At 67.4% G+C, this 18,994-nt stretch carries 20 protein-coding genes; 15 read left to right on the plus strand and 5 right to left on the minus strand.

Translation table 11 applies throughout. The features are described 5' to 3' along the window. The first annotated feature begins 6 nt into the window (after nucleotides 1-6). The 7 genes from aroQ to P1U75_RS11425 all read left to right on the plus strand — a co-directional run bounded on the left by aroQ (nucleotide 7) and on the right by P1U75_RS11425 (nucleotide 6,454). On the plus strand, nucleotides 7-444 hold the full coding sequence (gene aroQ / locus P1U75_RS11395) for a type II 3-dehydroquinate dehydratase (RefSeq protein WP_300243322.1): 438 nt from the start codon (nucleotides 7-9) through the stop codon (nucleotides 442-444). An 81-nt stretch (nucleotides 445-525) separates the two neighbouring features. Then, nucleotides 526-1,560 carry a cupin domain-containing protein gene (locus tag P1U75_RS11400; protein ID WP_300243324.1) on the plus strand — a complete coding sequence of 345 codons (1,035 nt, stop codon included), beginning with the start codon at nucleotides 526-528 and terminating at the stop codon, nucleotides 1,558-1,560. Next, entirely contained in the window at nucleotides 1,557-2,255 is a 699-nt protein-coding gene (locus P1U75_RS11405; protein WP_300243326.1) for a fumarylacetoacetate hydrolase family protein, read from the plus strand. The genes P1U75_RS11400 and P1U75_RS11405 overlap by 4 nt, the downstream gene beginning before the upstream one ends. Before the next feature lie 183 nt (nucleotides 2,256-2,438). After that, the gene (locus tag P1U75_RS11410; protein WP_300243329.1) at nucleotides 2,439-3,215 is read left to right on the plus strand and encodes a crotonase/enoyl-CoA hydratase family protein; all 777 of its coding nucleotides are present in this window, start codon (nucleotides 2,439-2,441) and stop codon (nucleotides 3,213-3,215) included. After that, a complete protein-coding gene (locus tag P1U75_RS11415; RefSeq protein WP_300243331.1) occupies nucleotides 3,212-3,700 on the plus strand; it encodes a MarR family transcriptional regulator in 489 nt (162 codons plus the stop codon). Before P1U75_RS11410 ends, P1U75_RS11415 begins: the two co-directional genes overlap by 4 nt. Nucleotides 3,701-3,703: 3 nt before the next feature. Next, nucleotides 3,704-5,518: a feruloyl-CoA synthase gene (locus tag P1U75_RS11420; protein WP_300243334.1), complete on the plus strand. Its 1,815-nt coding sequence runs from the start codon at nucleotides 3,704-3,706 to the stop codon at nucleotides 5,516-5,518. A 63-nt stretch (nucleotides 5,519-5,581) separates the two neighbouring features. Then, entirely contained in the window at nucleotides 5,582-6,454 is an 873-nt protein-coding gene (locus P1U75_RS11425) for an amidohydrolase family protein (protein ID WP_300243337.1), read from the plus strand. Between the two features lie 93 nt (nucleotides 6,455-6,547). Here P1U75_RS11425 and truA read toward each other — a convergent pair whose 3' ends face one another. After that, nucleotides 6,548-7,321 (minus strand): tRNA pseudouridine(38-40) synthase TruA, encoded by a 774-nt coding sequence (gene truA, locus P1U75_RS11430; RefSeq protein WP_300243340.1) that lies wholly within the window; start codon nucleotides 7,319-7,321, stop codon nucleotides 6,548-6,550. A 99-nt stretch (nucleotides 7,322-7,420) separates the two neighbouring features. On the opposite strand from truA, the gene P1U75_RS11435 reads away from it, so the two are divergent. From P1U75_RS11435 to P1U75_RS11470, 8 genes are all read left to right on the plus strand, one after another. Then, nucleotides 7,421-8,839 (plus strand): YcjX family protein, encoded by a 1,419-nt coding sequence (locus tag P1U75_RS11435; RefSeq protein WP_300243343.1) that lies wholly within the window; start codon nucleotides 7,421-7,423, stop codon nucleotides 8,837-8,839. After that, complete coding sequence (locus P1U75_RS11440) at nucleotides 8,836-9,285, plus strand: GNAT family N-acetyltransferase (RefSeq protein WP_300243346.1); 450 nt, start codon at nucleotides 8,836-8,838, stop codon at nucleotides 9,283-9,285. Before P1U75_RS11435 ends, P1U75_RS11440 begins: the two co-directional genes overlap by 4 nt. Beyond that, nucleotides 9,282-10,289 (plus strand): YcjF family protein, encoded by a 1,008-nt coding sequence (locus tag P1U75_RS11445; protein WP_300243349.1) that lies wholly within the window; start codon nucleotides 9,282-9,284, stop codon nucleotides 10,287-10,289. Before P1U75_RS11440 ends, P1U75_RS11445 begins: the two co-directional genes overlap by 4 nt. Nucleotides 10,290-10,355: 66 nt before the next feature. Continuing rightward, the gene (locus P1U75_RS11450) at nucleotides 10,356-11,066 is read left to right on the plus strand and encodes a VIT1/CCC1 transporter family protein (protein ID WP_300243352.1); all 711 of its coding nucleotides are present in this window, start codon (nucleotides 10,356-10,358) and stop codon (nucleotides 11,064-11,066) included. 208 nt (nucleotides 11,067-11,274) lie between these two features. After that, a complete protein-coding gene (gene ileS / locus P1U75_RS11455) occupies nucleotides 11,275-14,301 on the plus strand; it encodes an isoleucine--tRNA ligase (RefSeq protein ID WP_300243355.1) in 3,027 nt (1,008 codons plus the stop codon). A gap of 85 nt (nucleotides 14,302-14,386) precedes the next feature. Beyond that, nucleotides 14,387-14,752 (plus strand): VOC family protein, encoded by a 366-nt coding sequence (locus tag P1U75_RS11460; RefSeq protein ID WP_300243358.1) that lies wholly within the window; start codon nucleotides 14,387-14,389, stop codon nucleotides 14,750-14,752. Nucleotides 14,753-14,759: 7 nt separating this feature from the next. Further along, the gene (locus tag P1U75_RS11465; protein WP_300243704.1) at nucleotides 14,760-15,215 is read left to right on the plus strand and encodes a methylated-DNA--[protein]-cysteine S-methyltransferase; all 456 of its coding nucleotides are present in this window, start codon (nucleotides 14,760-14,762) and stop codon (nucleotides 15,213-15,215) included. An 83-nt stretch (nucleotides 15,216-15,298) separates the two neighbouring features. Continuing rightward, nucleotides 15,299-15,766 carry a hypothetical protein gene (locus tag P1U75_RS11470; protein WP_300243361.1) on the plus strand — a complete coding sequence of 156 codons (468 nt, stop codon included), beginning with the start codon at nucleotides 15,299-15,301 and terminating at the stop codon, nucleotides 15,764-15,766. A gap of 10 nt (nucleotides 15,767-15,776) precedes the next feature. Here P1U75_RS11470 and P1U75_RS11475 read toward each other — a convergent pair whose 3' ends face one another. From P1U75_RS11475 to fsa, 4 genes are all read right to left on the minus strand, one after another. Beyond that, nucleotides 15,777-16,481, minus strand: a complete 705-nt coding sequence (locus tag P1U75_RS11475) for a CDP-alcohol phosphatidyltransferase family protein (RefSeq protein ID WP_300243364.1) — start codon at nucleotides 16,479-16,481, stop codon at nucleotides 15,777-15,779. Between the two features lie 80 nt (nucleotides 16,482-16,561). After that, the gene (locus P1U75_RS11480; RefSeq protein WP_300243367.1) at nucleotides 16,562-17,485 is read right to left on the minus strand and encodes a tyrosine recombinase XerC; all 924 of its coding nucleotides are present in this window, start codon (nucleotides 17,483-17,485) and stop codon (nucleotides 16,562-16,564) included. 7 nt (nucleotides 17,486-17,492) lie between these two features. Beyond that, nucleotides 17,493-18,200, minus strand: a complete 708-nt coding sequence (locus tag P1U75_RS11485; protein WP_300243370.1) for a DUF484 family protein — start codon at nucleotides 18,198-18,200, stop codon at nucleotides 17,493-17,495. Between the two features lie 100 nt (nucleotides 18,201-18,300). Continuing rightward, a complete protein-coding gene (gene fsa, locus P1U75_RS11490) occupies nucleotides 18,301-18,954 on the minus strand; it encodes a fructose-6-phosphate aldolase (protein WP_300243373.1) in 654 nt (217 codons plus the stop codon). Nucleotides 18,955-18,994 lie beyond the last annotated feature (40 nt).

The following is an 18,994-nucleotide window of genomic DNA, read 5'->3' on the forward strand; positions in this document are numbered from 1 at the left end:
GCAGACATGGCCCGGACGATCCATATCCTGAACGGACCCAACCTCAACCTGCTGGGCAAACGCGAGCCCGAGATCTACGGGTCCGAGACACTGGAGGACGTGGCGCAAGCCTGCGCCGCACTGGGCAAGGAACTGGGGCTGGAGACCGCGCTGTTCCAGTCGAACCACGAGGGCGAGATCGTCGAGATGATCCATCGCGCCCGCGCGGCGGCGGCGGGGATCATCATCAACCCGGCGGCCTATTCGCATACCTCGGTGGCGATCCTCGATGCGCTCAATGCCTATGACGGGCCGGTGTTGGAGGTGCATATCTCGAACGTGCACAAGCGCGAGGGGTTTCGTCATCATTCCTACGTGTCGCAGCGCGCCGAAGGGGTGATCGCCGGCTTCGGCGTTCAGGGATATGCGCTGGCGCTGCGCCGCATGGCGGTGCTGCTGGGCTGAGGCAATTCGGGCGGTATTGGAATTGACGTGCATGCTTATGATAAGTATACACCCGGATGCCGCGACAGGGAGGAGACCGCCATGGCGGAGCGATTGGGAACGCTGGAGGATCTGCCGCAGGACTACCGCGATGCGATGACCGCGGCGGGGGTTGCGCCGCTTTGGCCGATGATGCGTAACGTGCTGCCGCACGGGGTGCCCAGGCCGCAGACCAGGCCGGGGTACTGGAACTATGACGCGCTGCGGCCGCTGCTGCTGCGCGCGGGCGAGCTGACGCCGGTGGAAAAGGCCGAGCGGCGGGTCCTGGTGCTGTCGGATCCGGGCCGGGGGCCGGGGGCGATGCAGGCGACCGCCTCGATCTATCTCGGGCTGCAACTGCTGCTGCCGGGGGAAACCGCGCCGGCCCATGTGCACACGCCCAGCGCGGTGCGGATCATGGTCGAGGGCGAAGGCGCCTTTACCGTCGTCGATGGGGAAAAGCTGCCGATGGAGGAAGGTGACCTGGTGCTGACACCGGGCGGCGAATGGCACGATCACGGCCATGACGGCGATGCGCCGGTGGTCTGGCTCGATGCGCTGGACCTGCCGGTCTTTGTCTATCTCGAAGGCTCCTACGCCAGGGAGGGGCCGCTGCAGGCGCAGCGCAACCGCCCGGATGCCAGCCAGGTGGAATATCTGTCCTCCGGCCTCGCGCCCAGCCGCAGCCGGTCGCGGGCGCGGCGTTATCCGATGATGCGCTACCCCTGGGGCCGGACCGAGGCGGCGCTGCGCGGGATGGCGGCGCAGGGCGGCGACGGGATTGCCGAGCTGGATTACATCAACCCCGAAACCGGCGAGGACGTGCTGCCCACCATGGGCTTTACCGCGATGATGCTGGGCGCGGGCCAGGTTGACGAGCCGCCGTTGCGGTCGTGCTCCTCGGCCTTTCACGTGGTCAAGGGGCGCGGCGTGACGACGATCGACGGCGCGCGGTTCAAATGGGGGCCGAAAGATACCTTTTCCGCCCCGGTCTTTGCCGATATCCGGCACGAGGCGGGCGAAGAGGCCTTTCTGGTGCGGGTCCATGACCGCCCGCTGCAGGACAGACTGGGATATTACGAGGAACGCGCGAAATGACCGATTACCTGTTCGAGCCGCCCGAGGTTCACTCCATCCCCGTGAGGGGCGAGGCGGCGGAATATCCGGTAAGCCGCATCTTCTGCGTCGGGCGCAACTATGCCGCCCATGCCGCCGAGATGGGCGTCGAGGTGGACCGCGAGGCGCCATTCTATTTCACCAAGTCGCCACAGGCCACGCTGGCCAGCGGCGCAACCCTGCCTTATCCGCCCGGAACCGAGAACTTCCATTACGAGATGGAACTGGCCCTGGTGATCGGCAAGCCGGTGTTCCGGGGGACGCCGGAGGAGGCCGGCGGCGCCGTCTACGCCTATGGCTGCGCGCTGGACATGACCCGGCGCGACCTGCAGCAGGCCGGAAAGGACAAGCGGCGGCCCTGGGACCTGGGCAAGGATGTCGAGGGTTCGGCGGTGTTTGCCCCGCTGACCCGCGCGGCGGAGCTGGGCGAGATCGGGCCGCAGCGCATCCACCTGGAGGTCAACGGCGAGGTCCGGCAGGACGCGCATCTGAGCGATCTGATCCACAGCGTGCCCGAGGTCATCGCCGACCTGTCGAAATACTACCATCTGGAACCCGGTGACGTGATCCTGACCGGCACGCCGGCAGGCGTGGGGGCCGTGGTCGCGGGCGACCGGATCACCGGCGGGATCGACGGGCTTGATCCTATCGCGCTGACGATCGGACCGGCGGAGTAGGACGCGGCGCGCTCCGCCCCCGGCATGTGATTTGGCGCGGAAAAGGCGGCCGGGGATGCCCCCGGCCGTTTGTCATTTCTGCCCGATTAAACAGCGATTGCGAATCTGCACGATTTTAGTTATAAACTATAACAGTTATTCAACATTGCCGCCTGTCGGGCGTGCCGAAACCGGAGAGCCACCATGACCCAGCCGATGCTCAAGGTCGATCTTCAGGGCGATATTGCCGTGCTCACCATGAACCGTCCGGGCAAGCGGAACGCGATGTGCGATCAGCTTCTGGCCGAAATCGACGGTTTTTTCTCCAATCCGCCCGAGGCGGCCAAGGTGGCGGTGCTGACCGGGACCGAGGGGCATTACTGCTCGGGGCTGGACCTGAGCGAGCACGTGGCGCGCGATGCCGAGGGCACCATGCGCCATTCGCGGGGCTGGCACGCGGTGATGGACCGGATCCAGTACGGCGGGTTGCCGGTGGTCTCGGCGATGCAGGGCGCGGTGATCGGCGGCGGGCTGGAACTGGCCACCGCGACCCATGTGCGGATCGCCGAGCCGTCGGCGATCTTCCAGCTGCCCGAGGGGCGGCGCGGGATCTATGTCGGCGGCGGCGCGAGCGTGCGGGTGGGTCGCATCCTGGGTGCCGACCGGATGATCGAGATGATGCTGACCGGGCGCAAGTACAATGCCGAGGAGGGCGTCGCGCTGGGTCTTGCGCATTACGCGGTGGGCGTGGGCGAGGCATTGCCCAAGGCGATGGAACTGGCGCGCAAGATCGCCGATAACGCGCCGCTGTCCAACTATGTCATGATCCAGGCGCTGAGCCGGATCGAGGATATGGACAAACAGGGCGGGCTCTTTACCGAAAGCCTCTGCGCCGCGCTGACCCAGACCAGCCCCGACGCGGTCGAGGGGCTGGCGGCCTTCCTCGAGAAACGCGTGCCCAGTTTCGGGCAGGGGCGGTGAGCCGCCCGGCGGCAAAGGGTCGGGCCGTCGCCGAGGCCGGGGTCGCGCGGGTCTCCGACGCGACGCTCTGCGGGTTCATCGGCTATCACATGAAGCGGGCCTTCAACGTGGTGCAGGCCGACCTGAACCAGGCGCTGAAGCCGCTGGATCTGCGCATGGTGACCTATTCGGCGCTGGTGCTGATCGTGGACAATCCCGGCCTGCGACAGTCGCAGCTGGCCGAGGCGCTGGATATCGAGCGGGCCAACCTGGTGGTCATCATCGACGAACTGGAGGGGCGCGAGTTGATCACCCGCGACCGGGTGCCGACCGACCGGCGCGCCTATGCGCTGCATGCCACGCTTGCCGGGCGGCGGCTCTACGATCGCGCGCTGGAGGCGGTGCGCGATCACGAAAGACGCATCCTGAACGGGATGGACGAGGAGAGCAAACAGGCCGTGATCCGGGCGATGTCCGTGATCCGGCGCGGTTCTGAGGGAGGATGAGACATGCAACGCACCACGCGGTTCCGGCCGCATGACGTTTTGCGCGAGGATCGGAACGACGGAACGATCCTGCTGCGCTCGGCCTATGATCTGAGCCCGGTCGCGGAGCGCACCGGCGACTGGCTGCACCAATGGGCGGCTGAGGCGCCCGACCGGGTGTTCCTGGCCGAACGCAGCGGCGCGGGCTGGCGCGCGCTGAGCTATGCCGCGACGCTGGAGCAGGTGCGCGCGGTGGCCGCGTCGCTGCTGGCGCGCGGGCTGGGGCCGGACACGCCGATCATCGTGCTGTCGGGCAACGGGGTGGATCACGGCATCCTGGCGCTGGCCGGGCAATATGCGGGGATCCCGGTGGTGCCGGTGGCCGAGCAGTATTCGTTGATCCACGGCGCCCACGGGCGGCTGCGCCACGCGATCGAACTGGTCGAACCCAAGATGGCCTACACGGTCGACGGCGATCACTATGCCGAGGCGCTGGCGCTCGATGTCTTCGACGGGATCGAAATCGTCGCCTCCCGCCCCGGCGCAACGGGCGCGACGCCCTTTGCCGACCTGCTGAAGGGCGACGGCAGCGCCGATGTGGACGCGGCCTTTGCCGCCATCACGCCGGATTCGGTGGTCAAGATCCTGATGACCTCCGGCTCCACCTCGGCGCCCAAGGGGGTGATGACGACGCATCGGATGATGTGCGCCAACCAGGCGATGCTGGCGGATTCGCTGCCTTTCCTGCGCGACCGCCCGCCGGTGATCGTCGATTGGCTGCCGTGGAACCACGTGTTCGGCGGCTCGCATAATTTCAACATGATGCTGGCCAATGGCGGCAGCCTTTACATCGACGACGGCAAGCCGGTGAAGGGGCTGTTCGACCGCACCGTCGAGAACCTGTCGATGATCCCCGGCACCGCGATCTTCAACGTGCCGGTGGGCTACGCGATGATGCTCGAGGCGGCGCGCAAGGACGAAAAATTGCGCCAGACCCTGTTTTCCGATCTCGACATGATCTTTTACGCCGGGGCCTCGCTGACGCAGGACGTCTGGGAGGGGTTCGAGCGGATGGCGATGCAGGTCCGGGGCGAGGTGCCGCTGATGACCTCCTCCTGGGGGCTGACCGAAACCGCGCCGGCCACCATGATCCAGCAGGAACCGACGACGCGCTCGGGCGTGGTGGGGGTGCCGATGACCGGGGTGACGATCAAGCTGCTGCCCGATCAGGATGGCCGCTGCGAGGTGCGCGCCAAGGGGCCCAACATCATGCCGGGCTATTTCCGCGATCGGAAAAAGACGGCGGAGGCCTTTGACGAGGAGGGGTATTTCATCACCGGCGACGCGATGTGTTTCGTCGATCCCGGCGACGTCAACAAGGGAATGCGGTTCGACGGACGCATCTCGGAGGATTTCAAGCTGACCACCGGGACATGGGTGCGCGCGGCGCAGCTTCGGCTCGACATGCTGTCCTGCCTGACGCCGCTGGCCTCGGACCTGGTGATCACCGGCGCCGACCGCGACGAGATCGGGGTGATGATCTTTCCCAATCTGGCCGAGCTGGAGGCCGAAGGCTACGGCACGCAGGCGCAGGGCGGCGCCCTGTCGGACCCGCTTTTGCTCTCCGACATCCATCGCCGTCTGGCCGAGCGCGCCCGCGACATCTCCGGCAGTTCGACCCGGGTGGCCCGCGCCATGGTGCTCTCCGAGCCGCCCTCGATGGGCGAGGGCGAGATGACCGCCAAGGGCAACCTGAACTTTCGCAAGGTGCTGACCCGGCGCGCAGACCTTCTGGCGCGGCTTTATGCCGACGACGACCCCTGCGTGACGCGGATCTGACCCCGCCCAAACCGATCGGAGCGCCGCTCCTCCCCCGCATGATCAAGGACAAGGACCAGACCCATGGTTGATCTAACCAAAATCCGCGCTATCGACATTCACACCCATGCCGAGGAACCCTGCGGCTGTCATGCCGATGACGGCTATGACGATCTGCAATCGACCATGGCCAGCTACTTCGGCGCGCCCTGGAGCCACCCGCCGACGATTGCCCAGACCGCCGCGCATTACCGCGAGCAGAGCATCGCCGCGGTGATCTTTCCGGTCGATGCCGAGCGCGAGACCGGGTATCGGCGCTATTCCAACGACGAGGTCGCCGAACAGGTGGCTGAGCACAGCGACGTGTTGATCCAGTTCGCGAGCATAGACCCGTGGAAGGGCAAGATGGGCGTGCGCGAGGCGCGCCGGTTGATCCGCGAGTACAAGATCAAGGGGTTCAAGTTCCACCCGACCATGCAGGGGTTCTGGCCCAACGACCGCATGGCCTATCCGCTCTACGAGGCGCTGGAGGAGGAGGGCTGCATCGCGCTGTTCCATACCGGGCAGACCGGGGTCGGTTCGGGCATGCCGGGCGGCAACGGGATGCGGCTGAAATACTCCAACCCGATGGTGATCGACGACGTGGCGGTGGATTTTCCGGACCTGAAGATCATCCTCGCCCACCCTTCGTTCCCCTGGCAGGAAGAGGCGCTCTCGGTGGCGCAGCACAAGCCCAACGTCTATATCGACCTTTCCGGCTGGTCGCCGAAGTATTTCCCGCCGATCCTGGTGAAATACTGCAACTCGATCCTCAAGAAGAAGGTGCTGTTCGGCTCCGACTGGCCGATGATCACGCCGGAACGCTGGCTGAGCGACTTCGAGAAGATCGACATCAAGGACCACCTGCGCGAGGACATCACCAAGGGCAATGCCGCGCGCCTGCTGGGGCTGGCGTGACCTGCCTGTAGTGCGGGTGATCCGCGTGGGAGCGAGGGGCCAGCCCCTCGCGCACCCCGGAGTACTTCCGGCCAGAAAAAGAGCGGATAGGGCTCAGACGGCCGGGAAAGGGTCGTCCGGGTAACCCACGCGGGCGAGATAGAGCCCCTGTGGCGGGCAGACCGGGCCGCAGGCGGCGCGGTTTCGGGCTGTGAGCGCCGCGCGCACGTCTTGCGGTGTCCAGGCGCCGGCGCCGACCCGTTCCAGCGTGCCGACGAAGCTGCGCACCTGGTTGTGCAGGAAGGACCGCGCGCGCACGTGAAAGCGGATCTCGGGGCCGCAAAAGCCAGCGACCTCCTCGACCCGCAGCTCGTCCAGCGTCTTGACCGGGCTGGCCGCCTGGCAGATCGTGCTGCGAAAGGTGGTGAAATCGTGCCGCCCCAGCAGCATGTCGGCGCCTGCCTGCATCGCCTCCACGTTCAGCCGGTGCGGGACCTGCCAGACCTGGCCCCGGTCATGGGTCGCCGGTGCCCGGCGCGTCAGCAGGCGAAAAAGATACTGCCGCTCCACCGCCGAAAACCGCGCATGCCAGTCGTCCGCCACCCTTGCGGCGGCGACGATGGCGACCGGCGCCGGCTTGAGGTGGTAATTCAGCGCCTCGGACAGGCGGAACGGGTCCCAGTCCTTTTGCAGATCGCAATGCGCCACCTGTCCCAGCGCGTGCACGCCCGCGTCGGTGCGCCCCGCCGCGGCGATGGTATGCGGCCCCGGTTCCAGCCGCGCCAGCGCCGCCTCGATCGCGCCCTGCACCGACGGCTGCGCCTTCTGCCTTTGCCAGCCGGCAAAGGGGGCGCCCTGGTATTCGACTTTCAATGCGTAACGCGGCATGGCCGGGCTGGTAGCGCGGGCGCGGGTCCGGGGCAAGTCCCGCTTGGCGCGGGCGCCGGGCATGCCTATCTTGGGCCGAGGCAACGGCAGGAGACCGGCTTGGTCATTTCAACACTGGCAGACGGGATCACGCGCAGGGTCGAGACCCTGGGCGACCGGATTTCCGAGACCCTGTTCGAGCCGGTGATCCGGCTGGGCGTGACCGGGCTGGCGCGGTCGGGCAAGACGGTGTTCATCACCTCGCTGGTGGCCAACCTGCTGGACCGGGGGCGGATGCCCGGGCTTGTGGCCCAGCAGCAGGGGCGGATCGAGGCAGCCTTTCTGCAGCCGCAGCCGGACGTGACGGTGCCGCGGTTCGACTACGAGACGCATCTGGCCGCGCTCACCGCGCCGGAGCCGCACTGGCCCGAGAGCACGCGGATGATCTCGGAACTGCGGCTGTCGCTGCGGGTGCGCCCGGCGGGGCTGCTGGCCGGGTTGCAGGGGCCGCGCACGGTGCATCTGGACATCGTCGATTACCCGGGCGAGTGGCTGTTGGACCTCGGGTTGCTGGACAAGAGCTATCGCGAGTGGGCGAAGGATACCCTGAGCCGGCTGGAAAACCGCGCCGACGCACAGGGGTTCATGGCGCGGGCCCGCTCTGCCGATCCCGAGGCGCCGCATGACGAGGCGCAGGCGCAGGATCTGGCGGCGCGCTTTACCAGTTACCTTGCGGGCGCGCGCGATCTGGGCTCCTACGATTGCATCCCGCCGGGGCGGTTCCTGTTGCCGGGCGACCTGGCGGGCTCTCCGGTGCTGACCTTTGCGCCGGTCCCGGTCACGACGGCGTCGCGGCGCGGCACCCTGCACCGCGAGATGGAGCGGCGGTTCGAGGCCTACAAGTCCAGGGTCGTACAGCCGTTTTTCAGGGATCACTTCGCCCGGATCGACCGGCAGGTGGTGCTGGTCGATGCGCTGGGGGCGATCCATCGCGGGCCGCGCGCGGTCGATGATCTGGCGCGGTCGATGGGCGATATCCTGTCGTCCTTCCGGCCCGGGCGGAACGCCCTTCTCAGCCAGCTCTGGCATGGGCGGCGGGTTGACCGCATCCTGTTTGCCGCGACCAAGGCGGATCATCTGCACCACGGCCAGCATGCAAGGCTGACCGCGATCATGGCGGCGCTGACCCGCGGGGCGCGTGACCGGGCGCAGTTCGCCGGGGCCGAGACCGCGGCGATGGCCATCGCCTCGCTGCGCGCCACGACGGAGGAGACGCGCCGCCACGAGGGGCACGAGCTGGCCTGCGTGCGGGGGCGGCTGCTGGAGGATGGGCGGCAGGCGGCGTTCTATCCCGGCGAGTTGCCGGAAGATCCCGCGCGGCTGCTGGGGCCGGCGCGCGAGGGGGCCGACGCCTGGCTCGATGCGGAGTTCGAGGCGATGCGGTTCGCGCCCGCGCGGCTGGTGCTAACGCCGGGGGACGGGCCGCCGCATATCCGGCTGGACCGGGCCGCGCAATTCCTGTTCGGAGACCGGTTGTGAGCCTGCATCTGCGCCCGGCCCGGGTGCTGGATGCCGGGGCGATGGGGGATATCCTGTACGGTTTCCAGGCCGAAGTGTACGGTGGCCCGAAACTGTACTCGGGGGCCGAGACGATCGCCGATTGCGGCGCGATGATCGAACGCGGCTGGGTCACCGTGGCCGAGGCGGCGGAGGGCGTCGCCGGGTTTCTCGCCTGCGACGGGTTGGAGATCTGCGCGCTTTATGTCGCGGCGGAGGCGCGCAACGCGGGGGTGGGGCAGCGCCTGCTTGACGCGGCCATGCAGGGGCGCGACCGGTTGCGGTTGATGGTGCTGGAACAGAACGCGGGCGCGCGGCGGTTCTACCGGCGCAACGGGTTTGTCGAGATCGCCCGCAGCGACGGGGCAGAGAACGACGACGGGCTGCCGGATATCACGATGGAATGGCGAAGGGAGGGGGCGCGATGACCAGGGGCCCGGTGCTGATCGACCTGGAACAGAGCGGCGAGCCGGCCCCGGACGTGGCCCGTGCCGCGCCGGTGCCCGATGCGATGGAGCCGCCCGTCGAGGGGCGGGCGATGGCGCGGGCCGCGCGGCTGGCGGCGCGGGGTCCGTCGCGGCTGGCGCGCTGGGCCTGGGGGCTGGCCGGGGCGCTGCTGGGCGCGGTGATCTCGCTTGCGGCCTGGGATTTCGTCATGGGCCTGCTGGCACGCGCGCCGCTGCTGGGCTGGGCGATGACGGGGTTGATCGCCGCCTTCCTCGGGGTTCTGGCGCTGCTTAGCCTTCGTGAACTGGCGGCGATCGGGCGGCTCAAGCGGATCGACGGGCTGCGGCGCGAGGCCGAGGCGGCGCTGGCGGGCGAGGATCTGAGTGCCGCGCGCGCCGCCGCCGGGCGGCTGATCGCCTTTTACGCCGGGCGCGAGGACACCCGCTGGGGTCGCGCGCGGCTGCAGGGGCGGATCGAAGAGCAGTTCGACGCCGAGGCGGTGCTGGCGCTGGTCGAGGACGAATTGCTGGCCCCGCTCGACCAGGCGGCCAGCCGCGAGGTCGAGGCGGCGGCGCGGCAGGTGGCGGCGGTGACCGCGCTGGTGCCGCTGGCGTTGGCTGACGTGGCCGCCGCGCTCACCTCCAATCTGCGGATGATCCGGCGGGTCGCCGAGATCTATGGCGGGCGCTCGGGCGTGCTGGGAAGCTGGCGGCTGACGCGGGCAGTGTTTGCCCACCTGGTCGCCACCGGCGCGGTGGCGGTGGGCGACGACCTGCTGGAGCCGGTTCTGGGCGGGTCGCTTTTGACCAAGCTGTCGCGGCGGTTCGGCGAGGGTCTGGTCAACGGCGCCCTCAGCGCGCGGGTCGGCGTCGCGGCGATGGAGGTGTGCCGGCCGCTGCCGTTCTCCAAGCGTCACCGGCCCTCGATCCGCGGCATGATCCGGCGGGCGCTGACCGGGCTGTTGCCGGGCAGGGGCGCGGATTGATCTGCCGCAAGGGGCGGGGCGGCGGGGTCGGTTAGCCTGTCCCCCGGGATCAGCGAGGGAGTAGCGATGCAGGATCACGGCCACAGCCACGAAGAGATCGCCGCGCGGGTCGGCGCGCCGCAGGGGCGCGGCCATCTGCGCGACGTGGTCTACGGCGCCATCGACGGATCGGTCACCACCTTTGCCATCGTGGCGGGGGTGGCAGGCGCGGGGCTGTCGCCCTTTGTCATCGTGGCACTGGGGCTGGCCAACGTGCTGGCCGACGGGTTTTCCATGGCGGCGGGCAATTTCTCGGGCACCAAGGCAGAACTGGACGACATCCAGCGCCTGCGCCAGGTCGAGGAGCGCCACATCGCGCGCTACCCCGATGGCGAGCGGCAGGAGGTGCGTGAGATCCTGGCGCGCAAGGGGTTGTCGGGCCGGGTTCTGGAGGAGGCGACCGAGGAGATCTGCGGCGACCGCGAGAACTGGATCCAGCTGATGCTGGAGGGCGAATACGGGCTGGCCGGGGTCGATCCGCACCCGATGCGCGCGGCCCTGGCCACCTTTGCCGCCTTTCTGGTCGCCGGGATGGTGCCCCTGATGCCCTTCGTGCTGGGGCTGGAGGGCGCCTTTGCCCTGTCGTCCTGGATGACCGGCGGCGTGTTCTTTGCCATCGGCGCGCTGAAAAGCCGCTGGTCGCTGGCGCCCTGGTGGCGGTCGGGGCTGGAGACGCTGGCGATCGGCGGCGTGGCGGCCGGTCTGGCTTATGTCGTGGGCACGCTGTTCAGCATGTGAGGGGGATCGGGCGGTCGGGGGAAGGCACGCCCACTTTACCCCGCCTGCGGCCCCGCCTATAAGGCGGCCCATGACCCATCCGCGCGTCATCATCATTCGAATTACGGCCCCGGCGCTCTGACCCAAGGAGACGCCGGGCAAAGGTGTTGAGCCCTCGCACCGACCTCACCGACCCTTGCCATACGACCAATTCCGAAGGACGCCGCAAATGTGCGCCGACACCCCCTCCGATACCCCGACCGAGACGCCTGAATACAAAGACACCCTGAACCTGCCGAAGACCGATTTCCCGATGCGCGCCGGCCTGCCCAAGCGTGAGCCCGAGTGGCTGGCGCGCTGGGAGAAGATCGGCGTTTACGATAAGCTGCGCGAGACGGCCGAGGGCCGCAAGCCCTTTACCCTGCACGACGGCCCGCCCTATGCCAACGGGCACCTGCACATCGGTCACGCGCTGAACAAGACGATCAAGGACATGATCGTGCGCAGCCACCAGATGATGGGCCACGAGAGCCGTTACATCCCCGGCTGGGATTGTCACGGGTTGCCGATCGAATGGAAGATCGAGGAACAGTACCGCGCCAAGGGGCTGGACAAGGACGAGGTGCCGGTGGTCGATTTCCGCCAGGAGTGCCGCAAGTTCGCCGCCGAATGGGTCGACGTGCAGCGCGAGGAGTTCAAGCGGATGGGGATCACCGGCAACTGGGCCGATCCCTATCTGACGATGGATTTCCACGCCGAGAGGGTGATCGCCGAGGAATTCATGAAATTCCTGATGAACGGCACGCTCTACCAGGGGTCCAAGCCCGTTATGTGGTCACCGATCGAGCAGACCGCGCTGGCCGAGGCTGAGGTGGAGTATCACGACAAGGAAAGTTTTACCGTCTGGGTGAAGTTCAAGGTGGCGGAAGTGGCCGTCAATCACGCTCACTGGGAAGGGGAATTTGACGACGTAGACCTAGATACCGAAGCTGGCCTGTATGAGTTTAGCCGCAGGATCGAGGCAATCAAAGATGCGAGCGTTGTGATCTGGACCACGACTCCGTGGACCATGCCCAGCAACAAGGCGGTGGTTTACGGCGAGGGCATTTCCTATGGCCTTTACGAGGTCACCGGCACGCCGGAGGAATGCTGGGTCAGCATGGGCGACAAATACATTCTGGCCGACAAGTTGGCGGATGACGTCTTTACCCGCGCCCGGCTCGAGAAAAGCCAGTGGAAACGCTTGCGTGATGTCCCGAAACAGGAATTGGCCAGCATCAGGCTCTTGCACCCGCTGGCCGGGGCCGAGGGCTCCGAGGGCGAATGGGACGATCTGCGCGATTTCCGCGCCGCCGATTTCGTCACCGACGACGAGGGAACCGGCTTTGTCCATTGCGCGCCGAGCCACGGGATGGAGGAATACGAGCTTTATCGCGGGCTGGGGATGCTGGAGCAGGTCATCACCTATAACGTGACCGATGACGGCTCGTTCCGCGCCGATCTGCCGTTCTTCGGCGGCAAGCGCATCCTGCGTGAAAAGCCCAAGAAGGGCGATTGGGAGGGCGAGGCCAACGCCGCCGTGATCGCCAAGCTGACCGAGGTCGGCGGGTTGCTGGCACGCGGCAAGATCAAGCACTCCTACCCGCATAGCTGGCGCTCCAAGGCGCCGGTGATCTATCGCAACACGCCGCAATGGTTCGCCGCCATCGACGTGCCCTGCGGCGGCGATGACACCTATGGCAAGACGATCCGCGAGCGGGCCCTGACCTCGATCGACGAGCTGGTGACCTTCACCCCGAAAACCGGGCGCAACCGGCTCTATTCGATGATCGAAACGCGCCCGGACTGGGTGCTGAGCCGCCAGCGCGCCTGGGGCGTGCCGCTGACCTGCTTTACCCGCAAGGGGGTGCTGCCGACCGATCCGGATTTCCTGCTGCGCGATCCGGCGGTCAACGCCCGCATCGCCGAGGCCTTCGAGGCCGAAGGCGCCGATGCCTGGTACGCCGAGGGGGCGAAGGAGCGATTCCTGGGTGGCGATCACGATCCGGCGAAATGGGAACAGGTGTTCGACGTGCTGGACGTCTGGTTCGATTCCGGCTCGACCCATGCCTTCGTGCTGCGCGACCGGGCCGACGGCACCGAGGACGGTATCGCCGATGTCTACATGGAGGGCACCGACCAGCACCGCGGCTGGTTCCATTCCTCGATGCTGCAGGGCTGCGCCACGATGGGCCGCGCCCCCTATCGCAACGTGGTGACGCACGGATTCACGCTGGACGAGAAGGGCAACAAGATGTCCAAATCGCTCGGCAATACCATCGCGCCCGAGGATGTGGTCAAGCAATACGGCGCCGATATCCTGCGGCTCTGGGTGGCGCAGACCGATTACACCGCCGACCAGCGGATCGGGCCGGAGATCCTGAAAGGCGTCGCCGACAGCTATCGCCGCTTGCGCAACACACTGCGGTTCATGCTGGGCAGCCTTGGCGATTTCACCGAAGCCGACCGGATCGACACCGCCGAGATGCCGGAACTGGAGCGCTGGGTGCTGCACCGGCTGGCGGAGCTGGACGGGCAGGTGCGCGAAGGCTACGCGTCGTTCGATTTCCAGTCGGTGTTCCAGTCGGTCTTTACCTTTGCCACCGTGGAACTCAGCGCCTTTTACTTCGACATCCGCAAGGACGCGCTGTATTGCGACGGCGATACCATGCGCCGCCGCGCCGCGCTGACCGTGCTGGATGCGCTGTTCCACCGGCTGACCACCTGGCTGGCGCCGATCCTGGTCTTTACCATGGAAGAGGTCTGGCTGGAGCGGTTCCCGGGCGATGAGAGCTCGGTCCATCTGGTCGATTTCCCCGAGACGCCGGCGGAATGGCGCGACGCGGCGCTGGCGGCGAAATGGGCCGGTATCCGGCAGGTGCGCCGGGCGGTCACAGCCGCGCTGGAGGTCCAGCGCCGCGACAAGGTGATCGGCGCGAGCCTGGAGGCCGCACCGGTGGTGCATGTGTCCGACACGGACGTGCTGAAGGCGCTGCGCTCGGTCGATTTCGAGGATGTCTGCATCACCTCCGACATCGTGCTGACCGGCGATCCCAGCCCGAACGAGGCCTTCCGCATGCCCGAGGTGGAGGGCGTCGGCGTGGTGTTCGAAAAGGCCGAGGGGCAGAAATGCCAGCGCTGCTGGAAGATCCTGCCCGACGTCGGCCAGCACCCGCATCCGGGCGTCTGCCACCGCTGCAACACGGCGCTGGGGTAACCCGCCTGCGCGCCCGGCACGACGTTTGCAGGGCGCGCTATCATGCGACTGTTGGACTGATGGGGAATCGGGTAGCCTTGGGGCCATGTCGTACAAACCCGATGGCTATACTTCGCTGGCGCCCTACCTGGTGGTGCCCGATCCGCGCGCGGTGCTGGAGTTCTGCGCTGCTGTCTTCGGCGCCGAGGAGCTGCGGGTGATCCATGACGGCGACCGCATCATGCATGCGGAGTGCCGCATCGGTGACACCGTGCTGATGATGGGCGGGGCCGAGGGCGGGCCGGTTGCGATGGTGCATGTCTACCTGCCCGATCCGGACGCCGCCTTTTCCCGCGCGCTGGCCCTGGGCGCCGAGGAGATCCAGCCGATGATGGAAAAGGGTGACGGCGACCGGCGCGGCGGGTTTCGCACGCCCTGCGGGACGCAGTGGTACGTCGCCCGTCAGATCTGATGCCGCAATTCCGCGCCTGAGCGTCGAGACGCCCGTCGGGGTGCTGACCCTCACCGAAGAGGATGGCGCGATCACCCGGGTGGACTGGCAGGAGGGCGGGGTTGATGACACTCCGCTGCTGCGGCGGGCCAGGCAGCAGGTGACGGAATACTTCGCCGGCGCGCGCCAGACCTTCGACCTGCCGCTGCGCGTCGATGGGTCGGCGTTCCAGCGCGCGGTCTGCGCCGCGATGCTGGAGATTCCCTTTGGCGAGACCCGCACCTATGGCGAGATTGCCCGCGATCTGGGCCAGTCGGCGCAGGCGGTCGGGCGGGCCTGCGGGCACAACCCGATCCCGGTTCTGATCCCCTGTCACCGGGTGATGGGGGCGGATGGAAAGCTGACCGGGTACTCTGGCCAGGGCGGCGTGGAAACCAAGGTGGCGCTGCTGCGCCACGAGGGCGCCGGCGGCTTTCTGATCTGAGCGGCGCTGCGGCCAAAAGCCGATTGCATTTGCCGCTGGCGGGCCGCAGGTTAGGCGGCAAACCGTCAGGAAGGACAAGACAGATGAGCACTTCGCAGGACCGCGCCGCGTTGAAAAAAGCTGTGTACGACAGGTTGTTGTCGCTGGAATCCGAGGAATTGGCCAGTGCCGTTGCGCACTATGAGGCGCATATGAAGGAATCCGTGCTGGACGACCGCGAAGGCCATGACAACGACGAACTTGCCGGCTCGACCGAAGAGGTCGGCCTGGCTGCGGCCTTTCATCATCCGGTCATGACCCATCACGCCAAGGTGGACGTGATCGAGAACCTGGATTTCACCCCGACCGACACGGTGCGGCCCGGTGCGATCGTGACCCTTGACGGGCGTCACCTGATCGTTGCCGTCTCGACCGCGCGGTTCGAGGTGGGCGGCGTGACCTATATGGGCATCTCGCCCGAGAGCCCGATCTACAAGGCGATGGACGGGCTGCAGGCCGGCGACAGCTTTGCCTTCCAGGGCCGGGAGATCGAGATCGAGGACGTCGCTTAGGCGGGTCCCGTCACCCGGCCTGCGCGTTGCGGGCCGGGATCACCTGTTGCGCGATGCCGGCCAGCAGCAGGTAGAGCGTGCAGGCCACCAGCCCCCAGTTGGCCCAGCTTTCCGGATGAAAATCGACCCAGGCGGCCCAGCCGGCGAAAAAGGTCCAGGCCAGCGCCACCGGCAGGGTCACCACCCGCCAGCGCTCGGTGCGCACCGGGTGCACGAATTTCAGCGGCAGGAACATCGCGAGTGCCAGGGCGGCGACGAAGCCGAGGATGATCCAGAAGTTCGGCTCGACCGCGAAGAAGACCAGCACCGCCATGTTCCAGCAGCCGGGAAACCCCTTGAACGAATTGTCATCGGTCTTCATCCTTGTGTCAGCGAAATACATCGCGCTGGCGAAGGTGATGACAAAGATCGCCACCCAGCCGGTCCAGCCGTCCATCAGCCCGGACTGGAACAGGGCGAAGGCGGGGATGAAGACATAGGTGAGATAATCGATGATCAGGTCGAGCAGCACGCCGTCGAATTCCGGCGCGAAATGCTTGACGTGGTAGCGCCGCGCCATCGGTCCGTCGATGCCGTCGACGAAGAAGGCGACCACCAGCCAGAGGAACATCAGGCTCCATTTTCCCTGGGCGGCGGCGAGCATGGCGAGCATGGCGAAAACCGCGCCGGTGGCAGTGAAGAGATGGACGGAAAGGGCGCGCAATTGGGGTGTCATGAAGATGTCATGGCGCAAATCGCGGCAAATCGCAATTGCTGCGGGGGTCTCTCTTTTCGAGCCTCGCGGGTGGGGTGGTGTCACGCCTTGGGGTGGCTGCGGGCGTAGACCTCCATCAGGCGGGCGGTATCCACCGCCGTATAGGCTTGTGTCGTCGACAGCGAGGCATGGCCCAGAAGTTCCTGAATGCTGCGCAGGTCGCCGCCCGCCTCAAGAAGGTGGGTGGCGAAGCTGTGGCGCAGTGCGTGCGGCGTGGCGGTGGCGGGCAGGCCGAGCTGCATGCGCACCTGCGCCATCGCGCCGCGGATCAGCCGCGCGTTCAGCGCGCCGCCGCGCACGCCGCGAAACAGCGGCGCGCGCGGATCTTTCGGGTGCGGGCAGAGCCGCAGGTAGGCATCGACCGCGTCGCGCGCCGCCGGCAGGACCGGTACCACCCGTTCCTTGCCGCCCTTGCCGAGGATGCGCAGGGAGGCGCCCAGCGGCGCGTCGGCGCCGGTCAGCCCCAGCGCCTCGGAGATGCGCAGTCCGCAGCCATAGAGCAGCGTGACCACGGCGGCGTCGCGGGCCGCGACCCAGGGCGTCTGCGATTGCAGCTCGACGGTGTCGATCACCGCGCGGGCGGCCTCGGGGGCCAGCGGGCGCGGCAGTTTCTTCTGGAACTTGGGCGAGCGGGCGGCGAGCACGGCGGTGGGATCGAAGCCCTCGCGCTCGGCCAGCCAGCGGTAAAAGCTTTTCACCGCCGAGAGCTTGCGCGCCAGCGAACGCGAGGAAATGCCGGTGCCGCGCGTCCGCGCCATCCAGGCGCGCATCTCGGTGACGGTGATCTTCTCCAGCGCGGCCAGCCCCTGTGGCCCGCCGCGATGTTCGGCCATGAAGGCGAGAAAGGCCGCCACGTCGGTGCGATAGGCGGTCAGGGTGTTCTGCGCCGCGCCCGAAAGCGCGCTTTGCCGGTCCAGCCAGTCCTGCAGCGCATCGCGGCAGGCGGCTGAAATCGTCAGGGTCATTCCGGGCTCACCTGAGCCAGTGGCGCATCGTGCGTTCGAACACGCCGGCAAAGAAGGCCAGCAGATCGGTGCCGTGCTGGGGGGTGAACTGATGCGGGTCCTCGGCGCCCATTACCAGCAGCCCGGGCAGGCGGCCGGCGCCGAAATCGAGCCGCAGGCAGGCCTCGGAGCGGATGAACTCGGCCGATTTGCCATAGATGCGCTCCGACCCCTTCTGCAACTGGCGCAGGGTGACCTGGCGCGGCTGGCCGCCGCGCCTGCGGGTCAGGAAATCGTCGACGAAGCCCGGGCCGGCCAGGGCCAGCACCCCGTCAAGGCGGCTGACCGCCGGGTCGTCGCCGTTCTGGGCGGTTTCCAGCACCAGCCGGATCGCATCGACGCGCAGGATCTCGGCCACCTCGCCGCCGAGGTCGCGCAGGAACACCTCGAACTCGGTCGGGTCGAGCATGCGCAGGATGGCGCGGTGCACCTGGTTGGTGCCGGCGAGGTTCTCATAGGCCGCCGCGATGACGCTGCGGTGGGTATCCTCGAGCCGGTCGAGCCGGGCCTCCATCCGCTCCATCGCGATGCCGCGCAGATCGACGATATTGCCGCCCATCGACCGCTCGTTCGCCGCGATCAGCGCATGCATCACGTCGCGGTCCTCGAGGATGGCGTCGGGTTTGGCGATGATCGCCGCGCGCAGGTTGTCTTCCAGTTTCGGGCTGCTGCTCATGTCCGCCTCTTTTTGGTCTTGCGCGCCTTATATCACGGGTTTCGCGGAAATGGGCCGAAAAATCCGCCAATTCCGCGAAATTCCCGCGACAGGTGGCGACTTAGAGGATTTTCTGCCCGGTCTTGGCCCAATCCTTCATGAAGGCATCCAGCCCCTTGTCGGTCAGCGGGTGGTTGGCCATCGCCTTGATCACGGCTGGCGGCGCGGTCATCACGTCGGCGCCGATGCGGGCGGCCTCGGTCACGTGGTTCACCGTGCGGATCGAGGCGGCGAGGATCTGGGTGTCAAAGCCGTAGTTGTCGTAGATGGTGCGGATGTCGGCGATCAGCTCCATCCCGTCGATGTTGATGTCGTCGAGCCGACCGATGAAGGGGCTGATGAAGGTCGCGCCGGCCTTGGCCGCCAACAGCGCCTGGTTGGCGGAAAAGCACAGGGTGACGTTGACCATGTGGCCTTCGCCCGAGAGCACCTTGCAGGCCTTGAGCCCGTCCCAGGTCAGCGGCACCTTGACCGCGATATTCTCGGCGATCTCGGCCAGCTTGCGGCCCTCGGCGATCATCGCGTCGGCCTCCATGGCGACCACTTCGGCGCTGACCGGACCATCGACCAGATCGCAGATCTCCTTGGTCACTTCGAGGATGTCGCGCCCCGATTTCATGATCAGCGACGGGTTGGTGGTGACGCCGTCGACCATGCCCAGATCGTTCAGCTCGGCGATGGCATCGATCTCGGCGGTGTCTACGAAGAATCTCATGGGGGCATCCTTTGATGGGTTGGCCTTGCTCGGGCTTGGC

The organism is Antarcticimicrobium sp. (assembly GCF_029212575.1).
GTDB lineage: Bacteria > Pseudomonadota > Alphaproteobacteria > Rhodobacterales > Rhodobacteraceae > Antarcticimicrobium.

Coding starts and splice junctions, on each gene's coding strand:
- P1U75_RS11400 (WP_300243324.1), top strand. CDS start 526: ATGGCGGAGCGATTGGGAACGCTGGAGGATCTGCCGCAGGACTACCGC.
- P1U75_RS11480 (WP_300243367.1), bottom strand. CDS start 17,485: ATGACCCTGACGATTTCAGCCGCCTGCCGCGATGCGCTGCAGGACTGG.
- truA (WP_300243340.1), bottom strand. CDS start 7,321: ATGCCGCGTTACGCATTGAAAGTCGAATACCAGGGCGCCCCCTTTGCC.
- P1U75_RS11405 (WP_300243326.1), top strand. CDS start 1,557: ATGACCGATTACCTGTTCGAGCCGCCCGAGGTTCACTCCATCCCCGTG.
- P1U75_RS11475 (WP_300243364.1), bottom strand. CDS start 16,481: ATGACACCCCAATTGCGCGCCCTTTCCGTCCATCTCTTCACTGCCACC.
- P1U75_RS11460 (WP_300243358.1), top strand. CDS start 14,387: ATGTCGTACAAACCCGATGGCTATACTTCGCTGGCGCCCTACCTGGTG.
- aroQ (WP_300243322.1), top strand. CDS start 7: ATGGCCCGGACGATCCATATCCTGAACGGACCCAACCTCAACCTGCTG.
- P1U75_RS11485 (WP_300243370.1), bottom strand. CDS start 18,200: ATGAGCAGCAGCCCGAAACTGGAAGACAACCTGCGCGCGGCGATCATC.
- P1U75_RS11470 (WP_300243361.1), top strand. CDS start 15,299: ATGAGCACTTCGCAGGACCGCGCCGCGTTGAAAAAAGCTGTGTACGAC.
- P1U75_RS11420 (WP_300243334.1), top strand. CDS start 3,704: ATGCAACGCACCACGCGGTTCCGGCCGCATGACGTTTTGCGCGAGGAT.
- ileS (WP_300243355.1), top strand. CDS start 11,275: ATGTGCGCCGACACCCCCTCCGATACCCCGACCGAGACGCCTGAATAC.
- P1U75_RS11445 (WP_300243349.1), top strand. CDS start 9,282: ATGACCAGGGGCCCGGTGCTGATCGACCTGGAACAGAGCGGCGAGCCG.
- P1U75_RS11450 (WP_300243352.1), top strand. CDS start 10,356: ATGCAGGATCACGGCCACAGCCACGAAGAGATCGCCGCGCGGGTCGGC.
- P1U75_RS11425 (WP_300243337.1), top strand. CDS start 5,582: ATGGTTGATCTAACCAAAATCCGCGCTATCGACATTCACACCCATGCC.
- P1U75_RS11410 (WP_300243329.1), top strand. CDS start 2,439: ATGACCCAGCCGATGCTCAAGGTCGATCTTCAGGGCGATATTGCCGTG.
- fsa (WP_300243373.1), bottom strand. CDS start 18,954: ATGAGATTCTTCGTAGACACCGCCGAGATCGATGCCATCGCCGAGCTG.